The organism is Aliikangiella aequoris, from assembly GCF_053709105.1.
In genome coordinates this window covers 354,799-368,317 of record NZ_CM132298.1, presented here as the reverse complement: position 1 = coordinate 368,317, position 13,519 = coordinate 354,799, and the positions used below count along the sequence as shown (strand labels likewise).

The window sequence follows — 13,519 nt, the reverse complement described above, 5'->3', positions numbered from 1 at the left end:
AATTGTCTTTTTAAAAGTTACGTTCTGGTATAGAAAGAATGTCACCCGGCTGAATAGCATAATTTGTACGCATGTCACCATTATTTAGAATATCAGCCAGGTCAATATCGATAGCTTCAACTTTATCTTGGGTTCTTCTAAATAGCTTCGTTCGGTTAGCCGATGCAAACTCATTTAGCCCGCCCGCTTCAAGCACAACGTCTAACACGGTCATACCCTGGCGAAAGCTCATCGATGAAGGTGTGCGTACCGCACCAGTTACTCTTACCCGTGAAAGATATTCATGACTTCTTAACTGCTCCAATATTACCGCAACCTGTGGATCGCGAATATATTTTGCCAGCTTACTCGTGACTTCTTCCGCCACATCAAGCGGCGTTCTACCACCAGCGGTGACTTCACCAACTAAAGGTACAGAGATTTTTCCATCAGGTCTAACCGGAACGGTTATCGACAAATCAGGGTTTTTCCAAACATTGACTGAAACAATATCGTCTATTCCAATATAATATTGATCAACTAAAAGATTGGTATTAGCACTTGGCCCAGGGGTTGTTTTAGCCGTGTGGTTATTCGAAGAGCACCCTGTGACAACCAGGCAGGCGAAGATCGCAAACAAAATTGGTCTCATAAATAATCCTTTAAAGTAGTAGGTCGTTGGCATTATTATGACCGAGACGACAAAATAAACCTAGTACAAACAAGCAACTATCGCTATATACTATAGAAAAAGCGCTAAATGTTAAGTGATTGTCAGCCTAAAACGGCAATAAAAGGAATGGAATTAGATAAGCGATTACTTACTCAGCTAAAGGTAAGCAAACTTCAGTAATATTGTTATTTTTTCAATCATACTGCTTTTATGTTGGATCCATTCCCTTCGACCTCAACATTCAATCAATACATAATTTCAGTCGCAATAATAACTCTATGCGATATACTAGTCAATCAAATAACAAGGAAGCCTTATAACATCAGGGCTACAAGGATTCACTCCGGCACACAAAGGCAATAAGTAATAGCTAACAGCTCGACTCTTTTCTCATTGCTTATGTGATGTGAGTATCAGTTTGTAGCATTGCAAGGCGACTCGCTTTAAGTAAATTATGGGTTAGCCGATAATTGACGATGTATCCACGAAGTACTATGCTGATTCGATCTAAATGGAATTGACTTAGCGCTAAGTGGTTGGCTAGCAAGTAGAGGTATAAATGATGCTTAAAAGATTGCCAAATCTTTTCTTAATATTACTTTCATTTGGGGCAATGGCTTCAGATGCAAAAATTGATGAAAAAAAATCTCAGGTTTTGCCTGAAAAAAGTCGCGCCATCGCAACTTTTCACGTGGATAAAGACCACCCTTTAGCGAATAACCTGACCAATACGGGCACTGCAGAAAGCCCTTGGTTAACTATTCAGCATGGTGTTAATCAACTCCAACCAGGAGACACTTTAATTGTTCATGAGTCTGCAGAGCCTTACTTTGAACCTTTTCGCGCTAACGGAAGAGACCGTGGCGGTGTGACTATTTTAACTGACGGTACCGCAGAGAACCCAATTACCATTAAAGGCGCTGACGGCGAAAGACCGGTTATTGACCAGCAACGAGCATTATCACAGCTCGACGCTCTCACCGGAGGCGTGTCTAACGACAATCCGTTGCGACTCACGGGGATTTATGTCAATGCTAACTATATCAATATTTCAAATTTTGAAATCCGAAATACCACCGCATCAGGCATTGCGACCTCAGTAACAGAACGCGAAACCAAATATGTCACGATAGAAAATACCCATATTCATCACCAATATGGTCAAGACAACATTGCGGCAATTAGGCTCGATCACTGCGACTTATGTGTCGTTCGCAATAATATCTTGCACGACACTTATAATACTCATAGCTACTCAACTTCTAATCCTTACACCAATGAGCCCTACCAAATGCACTCAGGCGTAATGGGGTATCAAATGGGAAGCCCTTTAATTGAAAACAACACCATGTACAATTTAGATCGTGGCGTTTTTGAGAAAAGTCCAGTTGAGCCAGGAGAAGTCCTAGATGGTGTACCGCTCGACGCCGGTACTATTCGAAAGAATTTGTTTTATAACATTGTAAAAGGGGCTTATTTGCTCGAAGTAATGGGTAGCAATGACCGCCCATCTTATCGCGCAGAGTTTTATGGCAACATCATAGATACCGCCAGAGTCGGTATTGAAGCTGACCTTTACGAGACACGCGCCCAGTCAAGCGACTTTAAAATCTATAACAATACGTTTTACAACGTTGACTGGGGAATTGCGAGTTTAAAAGGGTTTCATGATGTGCAAATCTATAATAACTTGGTAGTGAAAAGTAAAACCACTAACTTCTATACGGTTGACCCTAGTCATAATACCTACAACAACTCTAATCAAATAAGTTACTTTAATAATAACTTTTACTCAGAAGATGCCGATAACTGGGAGCTAGAAATTTATAGCAACGATTCACAAAAATTTGGCTCATTCCCTAGTTGGAAAAGCGCAGCGACAGCTGAGTCAGGCGCTGGATTAGCCGCTGACCCTGACCGTGACAGCTTACGTGGAGAAGCAAACTTTATTGACCCTTTACGCAAGAACTTTCAACTGGCCCCCAGTTCAAATGCTAAAAGCGTAAAACTTCGCGACGGCACTACTGGAGAAGTGGGTGCTTTTGGTATCCCTGGAAATGTCGGAGCTGAAGTCGTTAAGTCCAATCCGCCAACAGGCGCTGTTGCTCAATAAAACTTAGCTCTTAAATAAAGCATCGCAATGACTTCTCATCGCGATGCTTTTTATTAATTTACTCCGTAACAAAAATAAAAATTCTCAATTCTGTTAATCTAAGATTTCTAACTTAACTCTCACGCTAGACATTCACTGCGGCTAGGTTTAATATTTGCGCTCCCTTACGGGGTCAATAATGCTTGATATACTAGGCGTGAGATATTATCTTAAGATTTGGTCGCTATTATTCAAATCGCACTCCTTTAGCGCTCAATAAAAACAAGACGGTTACGGAAAAGACTATTAAATGGAATCATCAATTAAGCACAAGTTGCGCAATAGCAAGTTGTTTTCTCGTGTATTAGAGAAAATTACCTTATTGCCACTCACTCGAGCACTTAGGGTTAGTTTGTGCATAACCTATTTACAATGCGACACCCCAAGAAAAAAGGTCGACCAAGTCTTAGCTAGAGCACTCAAACTTATTGATGTAAATCATAATGAGTCGGAAGTGACTCTGCCTAAAAGTGCGGTAATAAAATCTCCAGTCGTCAACCAGCAATCTCAAGTAGTTGAAAAAGGCGTCATGATTGTTGGCTTTGAGCATGAGCTTGATCGCTTAATTAGCAGCCAACATTTTAACTATATTTGCGATCATTATGACGTGTTATTTTTACCTACATGGCAACCTTTTTATAGCGAAGCATTACTCAGGTTTATCAAAACGCGTCCAGAAAGTTTTGTGCTGCTACCTTCTAGTCAAGGGTGCTACTTTAGTGCGATTCAAAACCCTAAACTAGGAAGAACCTTACCTTTTCATGCTTCAAGTTGGGTAGATGGTAGTATTTTCCCTAAACTAGACAAAGATATTGATATTTTAATGGTCGCCAACTTCGCCCACTACAAACGTCATTATCTTTTATTTGAAGCGCTAAAAACACTGCCAAGTCATTTAAACGTTGTCCTTGTTGGGCGCCAATTGGCAGACCGTAGTTCTGCCGTTCTGCTAAAAGAAGCAGAGTCATACGGGGTTAAAGATAAATTTAGACTGATCGAGTCACCCACCAACGAAAAAGTTAGAGAGTACTTAGGCAGAGCTAAGCTAGTATTAGGACTTAGCCAAAGAGAAGGATCTTATGTGTCTCTTGCGGAGTCTTTATTTGCGGGAACTCCCGTAGCAGTGTATGCCGACGCTGTTGTTGGAACCAAGAATTACGTTAACCCAGAAACCGGATTTTTATTACAGCCAGACCGTCCACTGGCAAGCCAAATTTTAAAATGTTTAGAGCTAGCAGACACGCTCGATCCGAGACGCTGGGCGCTTTCCAATATTGATACGATGTTTAATGTGAAGCGAATGAACAGTATTTTAGCTGCAGAAGCTAAAAGAAATAATAAGCCGTGGACCACAGACTGTAGTGCGTTTCGAATACAAAACTTTGAGTTTGAGCCAATGCAATCGAGTTGGCCAACTGACATTTTTAACAGTGTTCAACAGCTAAAAGATATGGGAATAAACCTGCCTGCGCAATTCACCACTAGCTAAACCACTCGGCAATTAGAAGGGCTTATTCATCAAAGAATAAGCGCTTTATTCACAAAATAATCGCGGGAAAGCAATTTTCGCTTTAAATAAGGCAAACGGGGCGTAAATATCAACATGAAGCCTCTCTATAGAAAAGCGTGAGGGGCGCCCAACACCATCAACAAAAGAAAAACCCACTCGATACCCGGCGGCTTTGGTGTATTTTATTACGTCATCAGAGTATGACTCGTGTTGGCCTACAGGATAAGCAATCGAGTCAACCTGATAGTCCAACCTAGACTCAATTAGCCGCTTACAGCCAACAATTTCATTTTCAATCTCTTTTTCCTCTAACATCGACAGCACAGGATGAGAAATAGAATGGCCGCCAATATCCATACCGGCAGCTACCATCTCTTTGAGCTGCTCCCAACTCATGGAACGGCTTAAATCAGCCTCAGCTTCACTCGCTTGAAGATAAGGATCGCCATAACGTTCGAATAAATCGCTGAGTATTTTTAGGCGCAACTCATTTTTGACTTGCTTTAGTTGTTCCACTGTTTTTAGGTAAGCTTTGTAACGAGCGCGCTGGCCTTTCAGCGTTAAAGATAAACTAAGTTCATGAATTTCAACTAAAGGATGAGCTAACTTATGAAAAAAATAAGCTAGTCTTTCATACCAGAGGGTTTCGGTTGAGTCGATAAAATCGGTGGTAACAAAAAAGGTTGCAGGAATAGAAAGCTCTTTTAAAATTGGGAAAGCAAGGCGGTAATTATCGTCAAAACCGTCATCAAATGTCACCAAAACGGGCTTTTTAGGAAGCTTTAACTTACCTTCAATGTAGTCAGCCATTTGTGCCATATTTAAGGGCGTGTAACGCTTGCTTAAATAGCTCATTTGCTGCCGAAACTCTTCCGGTGTCGCGCTGTATAAACCGTGATCAAAGGGATAGTTTGAACTTGGACGGCCAATTCGATGGTAGGTCAGCACAGGGACGGTTTGTGAAAATCTAGCCGAATAAGAATTCAAAACTCGGTGTAAACCCAGTTTTGTAAACACTTCTGCTGCTAAATGAAGCTTTCTCATTCCAATAATCTCTCACCTACTCAACGCAAAGAGAGCACCTCAATTTAATCAAAACAATATTTTTTATAGGTGCTTAGTCCTTTAAACAACTGCAATGACTGCGGGGCACTTTTGACCGATAGCTAATACAACAATCTCAATTTTATATAAGATATTAACTTATTTGCTAAATAAATTAAGATTATTAGTTAAAAGTGACATTCAATTTTAAGAATAGTCTAGACAACCTATATAAGATAAAACCCACACTATATTGTGATTCTCTAATATTTTAGTCCCCAGCAACAATGCCAGTTTTCGATAGCTGTTGCAAGCCTATATTGTAGACAAAATAATAATTAAATAGAGCCATTGAAAAATAGCCGGAGAAAACTGATATCTAGACTAAATTAGCGACCCAACTTAGCCTAACGTGAACTTTTAATTAAGGCTTACTTTTATTTTTTACTTTCAACAAACTCAATTAAACTACCCACACTTTCGAAAACGTCGGCGCTCAAATCATCGTCATCTGCCATAAAGCCAAACTCTTCTTCTAAAGCAGTTATAACAGATACTATAGCCATAGAGTCAAACTCAGGAATATTACCTAAAAGTAGCGTGTTTTGGTCCAATTGCTCAGGCGTTATATCTAACGACAAAGTTTCAATTAATATTTTCTTAGTTGATATTGCGACGTGATTTAAAGTCATATTAGTCATTCTTACGTAATTTGGCGGGATTTTATCAGTATGTCGGTTATCTTGTACAATCCAATTTTCAATCGATTTAACTTTTGGGTCTAGGCTATAACTTTTTGTTTGCATATAATTGCCACTAAACAGTAGTAATCCGACCAGTTTTTACCTATTCTATTAACAAACATTCACTCTCACTAAGGAACCTAGCGTGAGCCCGCAAAAAGAGTCACTCAATAAGAATAAAATTAAAATTGTTTTATTAGAAGGCATTCACCCTAGTGCCGAAAAAGTATTTCGTGATGATGGCTATACGAATATAGTGACCGCAACCAAATCTTTACCTCAAGATGAGCTTAAGCAAACTTTAGCCGATGCCCACTTTCTCGGAATTCGCTCGCGAACACAAGTTACTCCAGCGCTATTAGAATCAGCCCCTAAGCTTAACGCAATTGGTTGCTTTTGTATTGGGACTAATCAAGTGGACTTGCAAGCCACCAAAGAACGCGGCATTCCGGTCTTTAACGCCCCCTTCGCCAACACAAGGAGCGTCGCAGAGCTAGTGCTTGGTGAAATGATTTTATTATTAAGAGGCGTGCCTCAAAAGAATGCCGCCGCACATCGTGGGGAATGGCTCAAATCCGCTGAATCTAGTTTTGAGACCCGCGGCAAAACCTTGGGAATTGTTGGATACGGACACATTGGTACTCAAATAGGCATACTGGCAGAAAACTTGGGCATGAATGTGCAATATTTTGACATTGAGACCAAGCTAGCATTAGGCAACGCCAGCCCGGCAGAAAGCTATCATGAATTATTAGCGACTTCAGACGTAGTCACATTTCACGTGCCTGAAACGCCAGACACTAAAAACATGATGGATAAAGCAGCTTTTAAGCAGCTCAAACAAGATGCCATTTTAATCAATGCTTCGCGAGGCACTGTAGTAGATATCGATCAGCTCCAGCAGGCATTGCAACAAAAGCGCATATTAGGCGCTGCAATAGACGTATTTCCGGTAGAGCCAAAATCAAACCAAGAAGAGTTTATTTCTCCTTTGCGCGAGTTCGACAATGTCATTTTAACTCCGCATGTCGGCGGGAGCACCAAAGAAGCACAAGCCAATATAGGCATTGAAGTCAGCGAAAAGCTGGTTAAATACAGTAACAATGGCTCTACCCTTTCTGCAGTAAACTTTCCCGAAGCAGCTCTCCCCTCGCACTTAGGGAAGCACCGAATTTGCCATATTCACAAAAATGAGCCCGGCGTACTGGTTAAAATCAACGAAGTATTTTCAAGCAAATCGGTTAATATTTCAGCCCAATACCTACAAACCGACGAAAAGGTGGGTTATGTAGTTACCGATGTTGACTTAACTTCTAGCGATGAAGCCTATGAGTCATTAAGGAAAATTCCCGGAACTATCAGAACCAGAATTCTCTATTAACGCCCCAAAGCCCTCGCAGAGCGGCGAAAGCCCTAGATTTTATGGTTATATCTAGCCTCTATTTGCACCATAACGGTGCAAATAGATTTAAATTAAGATAAAATCACCAAAACAAACCACTTATAGGCTTGTATGGACTTTTCTCCATCTCTCGACTCACTCGGTACGGCATTGCTCGTATTAGATAAACAATTTCATATTATTTATTTAAATCAGTCCGCCGCCCAACTCCTCGGTTACAGTGGACGCGTCGTGCGCGAAGAATCATTTTTTGACTTAGTTAAAAGCGAGCTAGACGAAAACCTCCTAAAGCAGTTCGACAATTCACAAAACATTATATTTTTAGAAGAAATAGAGTTAAAAACCGCTCGGGGAATAATCAACAGCAACATTATGCTGTCAAAATACTCTGCACAAAATGGCTCGGGCAACGCGCATTTATTATTAGAGTTTCAGTCTAGCGAGCACCACTCTAATATCCGTAAAGACATTGAGTTGCAACAGCAAAGCCGAGTAAGTAATCACTTAATAAGAAACCTAGCGCACGAAATTAAAAACCCACTGGGCGGGATTAAAGGAGCTGCCCAGCTAATGCAACGCAAATTACCAGACTCTTTTCCAGACAAATATACCAATATTATTATTCAAGAGTCGGAACGCTTAAGTGACTTAGTTAGCCGATTACTACTTCCGGCAGAGCCAGAAGAAGTAGTACAAGTAAATTGTCACTTAATTATTGAAAAAGCACTTGAACTCGTTCTGCTACAAAACCGCTCAAAAATACACATTGTTAAAGACTATGATCCTAGCTTGCCAGATCTAAGTATTGCGCCGGGTCAAATTCAACAGGCACTGCTTAATTTAATTAAAAATGCCATGGAAGCGGTTACGAGCGACGCTAAAATCACGCTAAGAACGCGCATCGTTCATCAACATACCATCGGCAAAATACAGCATCGCCAAGTTGTGAGAATCGATGTGATAGATAATGGCTGCGGAATTCCTAAACACTTAATAAAAGATATTTTTTTCCCAACGATTAGCGCTAAAAACAGCAGTGGCTTAGGCCTAAGTATTGCGCAGTCGTTAGCTGGACATCATGGCGGCATCATTGAAGTTGAGAGCCAACCAGGAAACACTTGTTTTAGCCTTTACTTACCAGTCGAGAAACCGCATGCAGGAAAATAACCCCAAAAAGCTATTACTGGTCGATGACGATGATAGTATCCGCTGGGTATTAAACGAGTTACTGACCGATCTCGGCCATCATGTGGTACAAACTGAGTCTGCCGAGTCTGCCATTCAATTGCTTGAGCAGCAGGCTTTTGATTTAGTGGTTTCAGATGTACGCATGAAAGGCCAAAGCGGTATGCATTTACTCGCCCATTGCCAACGCCATCGCCCCAAAATGCCTGTTGTTATAATGACAGCACATTCAGACTTGGAAAGCGCAGTCAATGCTTACCAAAGTGGCGCATTTGAATACCTGCCCAAACCATTTGATCTCGACGAAGTTGTCGCCACTGTAAGCAGAGCACTTCAGCCTAAACAAGCGCAACCACTGCCTACGAGCAATAAACAAAATAGCTTTGCTATTATTGGTGAATCACAAGCCATGCAAGATCTTTATCGTGCAATAGGCCGACTTTCAAACTCACAGGTGACAGTATTACTGCACGGAGAATCAGGTACGGGTAAAGAGTTAGTCGCCAACGCTTTGCACCAACACAGCCCACGTCAAAACTCGCCTTTTATTGCCCTAAATATGGCGGCTATTCCTAAAGACTTAATAGAGTCGGAGCTATTTGGGCATGAAAAAGGTGCATTTACCGGCGCCACAGGGCGTTATTTAGGTCGCTTTGAACAAGCCAACGGTGGTACTTTGTTTTTAGATGAAATTGGAGACATGCCGCTAGAAACGCAAACCCGTTTACTGAGAGTTCTTTCAGAAGGCGCCTTTTATCGGATTGGGTCGTCACAGCCCACCCGTGTTGACGTTAGAATTATTGCCGCAACCCATCAAAACCTTTTAACAAAAGTTAAAATTGGCGAGTTCCGTGAAGATCTTTATCATCGTTTAAATGTCATTCCATTACACTTGCCTCCCCTAAGAGAACGCCAAGACGATATTCCATTGTTAGCCAGTTTTTTTCTAGAAAAGATAGCCAAAGAAATAAAAGAGCCGCAAAAGTCTCTTTCTAGCCAAGCAATTCAAGCCATGCAAGAATATAATTGGCCTGGAAACGTGCGCCAACTTGAAAACGTTTGTCGCTGGCTTTCAGTCATGGCAAACAGTCAAACCATTATGCCCATCGATTTGCCTAACGAACTCCAACCGCACTCACAAACACCTCAACAAGCAATAAAATGGCAAAACCTACTCGCCAGTAAGTTAATTAATGATTACCAAAAAGGTGATGAGCAAGCTTTTATTAAAACCCAAAGAGAGCTGGAAAGCGTGATCATTAAAGCCGCAATGGAGGTTAGTTCTGGCAAAAAAGCCGAAGCGGCGAAAGTTTTAGGTTGGGGCAGAAACACCTTAACCCGCAAGATGAAAAGCCATTAGCTTAATACAAGATAAGGCTATTTAATCAAAATATTGAGCGCAGCGACAATAGGACATTGTGAATTGTCCGAGCGAGCTTGCAAGCGGATTGAGGCTCTTGTTATGTTTACTTACCACCAGAGCCTTGATTGTTATCAGGTAAATCATTGCAAAGAGTACAATTAATGTTTTTGCGATAATTGTAGAAACGCCTAATGGCAAAAATGGCTACCGATACCAAGGCCCACAAAATACCAAATTCAATTGAGTACTCAAGACTTCTGCCTTTTAAATATTGAACGCCTGTCAGCAGAAAAAAAATAATTGGTAGAGCTATAGCGTATTGAATAATCCATTTCTTTATTGGCATAATTATTCCACTAACACACTGAGTTTAAAGTAAACATAACGCTTGTCTGAGTTTCGTGAGCCTGCGAGGGTAAACTCCTGACCCTTGTTAGCATTCTGTATATGTTCAAATTTCATTATCTGAACCGAGGCTAATAGAGAGTGTTTTCATATCTATGTAATGATGGATATGGTTATACTTTCCATCTTTTCTTTTATCAGAGCACGTAATCTCTATTTTATGTCCATCATAGGATGGATTTATATTCCCAAATTTCTCGGAACTGGGAACATCACTAATAATATCCGCCATTTCGTGACTCCAAACGCCTGGCAATTTCCCGTTCTTCTCATAATATTCTTTTGCTGACTTAGCTAATAGATGTAGCATCTTATGGATGCTTTCTTCATCACCATCGCAAGTTCGAGGTACAGAAGCGAACGCGTTCTGGTAAAAAAATAGAATTAAAACTAAAAGTAATGTTTGTCTCATTGTAATGCTAACAGATGATTATGTTCAGTAAATCACAATTAATTTCTAACATTCGTTTAGATTTTACTGAATGGTTTTGTGTCATCCGATATTTACGTAACCATACCAAGAAGTCAATCCTTGGATTCAAATAGTCAGTGCCTCAAAGAGAAGTCAACATAGCACGAAAGCCAAAATTTTTGCGTCATGTCAGAGAGGGGATTAGAAGGGTGCAATACGCTTATTTTATCTAAAAAACGATGCTAATTAGGATTAGAGAAATATGGAATAAAGAGATATATGGACGCTAGAGTAATATTGCTAAACCTACCTCAGTCATCGCACTGGTGCCGCTCACATTGAAACCATCATCGTGCCAAAAGCTGCGACTATGATTAAACAGCACCAAGGTAGGCTTGCTGTCGCCATGCTTCATAACTAATAATCGCTACTGAGTTAGACAAGTTTAAACTACGGCTATTTTCCACCATTGGTATTCTGACTCGCATTTCAGCGGGAATAGTGTCCATCACTTCAGGCGAAAGCCCATGAGTTTCTGCACCAAATAATAAAATATCATCTGCTTGATATTGCATGTCACTGTGTGAAATGGTTCCTTTGGTGGTACAGGCAATGACCCTTTTTTGAGGCATTGCTTTAATAAACTCAAAATAATTAGGATATATGGTGGTATTTTCTAGATCACGATAGTCTAAACCCGCTCGCCTCACTTTCTTTTCATCTAAATCGAAACCCATTGGCTCAATTAAGTGTAAACGGCAGCCATTATTAGCGACTAAGCGCATAATATTTCCCGTATTAGGCGCTATTTGCGGCTCAAATAAAGCGATATGAAACATAAAACTACTCGCCTTCCATTTTTAAATCTCTAGTCAATAGCGCTTTTGCTGCGACTTTAGGATCTTGGTTTAAATACAGAATATTATATATTGCTTGGCATACTGGGAGTTCTACTTGGTTTTGCTGCGCTAAATGAAAAACTTCTTTCGTATTGCGGACACCTTCAACCACTTGACCTATTTGTTGGGTAGCTTGCTCTATACTCGCGCCTTGACCTAACGCTAAGCCAAAACGACGATTTCGCGATTGGTTGTCAGTACAGGTAAGCACTAAATCACCTAAACCTGCCATTCCCGTAAAAGTCTCTCTTACCCCGCCTAATTGACCACCTAAACGCATCATTTCTGCTAGGCCTCTTGTGATTAAAGCGGTACGCGCATTAGAGCCAAAACCAAGGCCATCGGCAATTCCAGCGCCTATTGCCACAATATTTTTAAAGGCCCCACCAAACTGAACGCCTTTTAAATCTTCACTTAAATAAACTCGAAATGTTTCATTAATAAACCTTTCACACAGATCACTACTAAAGCTTTCATTATCGGCTGCTAAAGTAATCGCGGTAGGTGATCCAATCGCCAGCTCTTTTGCAAATGTTGGCCCAGACAAAACGGCTTTAGCCGTAGAGCCCCCCATAATTTCGTCGACTCGACTATCTAAAAAGACACTACTTTCCGGCTCTAATCCTTTACAGGCCCACACAATTCTCAGTGCAGGGTTTTTGGCTTCTTTTAATCGAGTTAAAGTTTCAGAAAACGCATAGCTAGGCGTAACAACTAAAATATCATTGACCCCACTAATCGCTTCACTAAAGTCTGCAAAGAGACTTAATTCGTCTGGAAAGGGAACTTCTGGTAAGTACTTTTGATTCGTGCGTGAAGCTTGCATTTGCTCAACTTGAGCCGCGTCTCTTCCCCAAAGTCTGGTAGGATTGCCGTTGCGCGCTAGCAAAATAGCTAACGAGGTACCAAAGGACCCAGCCCCTAAAACAGTAATTGGTTGTTGTTTAATACTTGCCATTGCGCCACTCTCGAAAAGGTTGCAACCACCATAGGTTGAATTGGCCATGCAACAAAATTGAATTTACGCTAAATAATCTAGCGCGGCTTTTGGGTAAAACTTACAACTCGGTCACATGGGTTATGTTAAGTTCGCTGACTTTATCACTCGACCGTTATTTTAATAAAAACAAAGCCAAGCAATAAAACCGTAATGATGGGTTTAGTTGCTTGGCTTATTGTAAAACCTGGGAACGAATATTTACTGAACTGTTTCAGGAGCTGGCGCAGTTCCGTCTTGAGCTTCAGCCTGTGCTTGCTGCATTCTTTCCATATATAAGCCCATAAAGTTTACTGGAGCTAACTGAATGGCAGGGAAGCCAGTTTTACTAATTAAGCTAGAAGCCGCTTCGCGCACATAAGGATAAAGCGCTTCCGGAGCCGCAGCGCCAAGTAACTGATGAGTTTGCTGCTCGTTAAAGCCTTTAATGAAGAAAAGTCCGGCTTGATGAACCTCTACTAAAAAAGCGGTTTTGCCTTCAATTTCAGCACTCAAAGTAACGGTCATTACAACCTCAAAATGGTCGTCCGCTACTTGACGAGACTTACTATTCATTTCCATTTTAACTTCAGGCTTATATTCCACACTAAACATTTCTGGAAGGTTTGGCGCTTCAAATGAAATATCTTTCACATAAATTTTTTGGATAGCGAACTGAGGCCCTTGCTGTTCTTCGGTATTCGCTTGTGGTGTATTGTCTGCTTGTTCAGTCATAATTTCTCTCTTATCAAATTCGTGTCAATGTTCTTATGCTA

13 protein-coding genes are annotated in these 13,519 nt (G+C 40.8%); 5 read left to right on the top strand and 8 right to left on the bottom strand.

Annotated features, from left to right (window positions below; genetic code table 11):
- Positions 1-10 precede the first annotated feature (10 nt).
- Positions 11-631 (bottom strand): XrtA/PEP-CTERM system exopolysaccharide export protein, encoded by a 621-nt coding sequence (locus ACUR5C_RS01665; RefSeq protein WP_454466608.1) that lies wholly within the window; start codon positions 629-631, stop codon positions 11-13.
- Between the two features lie 580 nt (positions 632-1,211).
- Between ACUR5C_RS01665 and ACUR5C_RS01660 the strand changes: the two genes are divergently transcribed.
- Together ACUR5C_RS01660 and ACUR5C_RS01655 are read left to right on the top strand one after the other, a co-directional pair.
- Complete coding sequence (locus tag ACUR5C_RS01660; protein WP_454466607.1) at positions 1,212-2,765, top strand: right-handed parallel beta-helix repeat-containing protein; 1,554 nt, start codon at positions 1,212-1,214, stop codon at positions 2,763-2,765.
- A gap of 289 nt (positions 2,766-3,054) precedes the next feature.
- Entirely contained in the window at positions 3,055-4,293 is a 1,239-nt protein-coding gene (locus ACUR5C_RS01655; protein WP_454466606.1) for a glycosyltransferase, read from the top strand.
- A gap of 45 nt (positions 4,294-4,338) precedes the next feature.
- Here the strand turns inward: ACUR5C_RS01655 and ACUR5C_RS01650 are convergent, their stop codons facing one another.
- Together ACUR5C_RS01650 and ACUR5C_RS01645 are read right to left on the bottom strand one after the other, a co-directional pair.
- Positions 4,339-5,358: a polysaccharide deacetylase family protein gene (locus tag ACUR5C_RS01650; protein ID WP_454466605.1), complete on the bottom strand. Its 1,020-nt coding sequence runs from the start codon at positions 5,356-5,358 to the stop codon at positions 4,339-4,341.
- Between the two features lie 437 nt (positions 5,359-5,795).
- Positions 5,796-6,164, bottom strand: coding sequence for an acyl carrier protein (locus ACUR5C_RS01645; RefSeq protein WP_454466604.1), 369 nt, complete (start codon positions 6,162-6,164; stop codon positions 5,796-5,798).
- Positions 6,165-6,246: 82 nt separating this feature from the next.
- On the opposite strand from ACUR5C_RS01645, the gene serA reads away from it, so the two are divergent.
- From serA to ntrC, 3 genes are all read left to right on the top strand, one after another.
- Entirely contained in the window at positions 6,247-7,482 is a 1,236-nt protein-coding gene (serA, locus tag ACUR5C_RS01640; protein ID WP_454466603.1) for a phosphoglycerate dehydrogenase, read from the top strand.
- Between the two features lie 132 nt (positions 7,483-7,614).
- Positions 7,615-8,670, top strand: a complete 1,056-nt coding sequence (glnL, locus tag ACUR5C_RS01635) for a nitrogen regulation protein NR(II) (RefSeq protein WP_454466602.1) — start codon at positions 7,615-7,617, stop codon at positions 8,668-8,670.
- Positions 8,657-10,048 carry a nitrogen regulation protein NR(I) gene (ntrC, locus tag ACUR5C_RS01630; RefSeq protein ID WP_454466601.1) on the top strand — a complete coding sequence of 464 codons (1,392 nt, stop codon included), beginning with the start codon at positions 8,657-8,659 and terminating at the stop codon, positions 10,046-10,048. The genes glnL and ntrC overlap by 14 nt, the downstream gene beginning before the upstream one ends.
- A 106-nt stretch (positions 10,049-10,154) precedes the next feature.
- Here the strand turns inward: ntrC and ACUR5C_RS01625 are convergent, their stop codons facing one another.
- The 5 genes from ACUR5C_RS01625 to secB form a co-directional block, all read right to left on the bottom strand.
- Positions 10,155-10,397 (bottom strand): hypothetical protein, encoded by a 243-nt coding sequence (locus ACUR5C_RS01625; RefSeq protein WP_454466600.1) that lies wholly within the window; start codon positions 10,395-10,397, stop codon positions 10,155-10,157.
- A 105-nt stretch (positions 10,398-10,502) separates the two neighbouring features.
- Positions 10,503-10,868: a hypothetical protein gene (locus ACUR5C_RS01620; protein WP_454466599.1), complete on the bottom strand. Its 366-nt coding sequence runs from the start codon at positions 10,866-10,868 to the stop codon at positions 10,503-10,505.
- A gap of 374 nt (positions 10,869-11,242) precedes the next feature.
- Positions 11,243-11,707 (bottom strand): tRNA (cytidine(34)-2'-O)-methyltransferase, encoded by a 465-nt coding sequence (locus ACUR5C_RS01615; RefSeq protein WP_454466598.1) that lies wholly within the window; start codon positions 11,705-11,707, stop codon positions 11,243-11,245.
- A 4-nt stretch (positions 11,708-11,711) separates the two neighbouring features.
- Positions 11,712-12,725, bottom strand: a complete 1,014-nt coding sequence (locus ACUR5C_RS01610; protein ID WP_454466597.1) for an NAD(P)H-dependent glycerol-3-phosphate dehydrogenase — start codon at positions 12,723-12,725, stop codon at positions 11,712-11,714.
- A gap of 240 nt (positions 12,726-12,965) precedes the next feature.
- Positions 12,966-13,478: a protein-export chaperone SecB gene (gene secB / locus ACUR5C_RS01605; RefSeq protein WP_454466596.1), complete on the bottom strand. Its 513-nt coding sequence runs from the start codon at positions 13,476-13,478 to the stop codon at positions 12,966-12,968.
- Positions 13,479-13,519 lie beyond the last annotated feature (41 nt).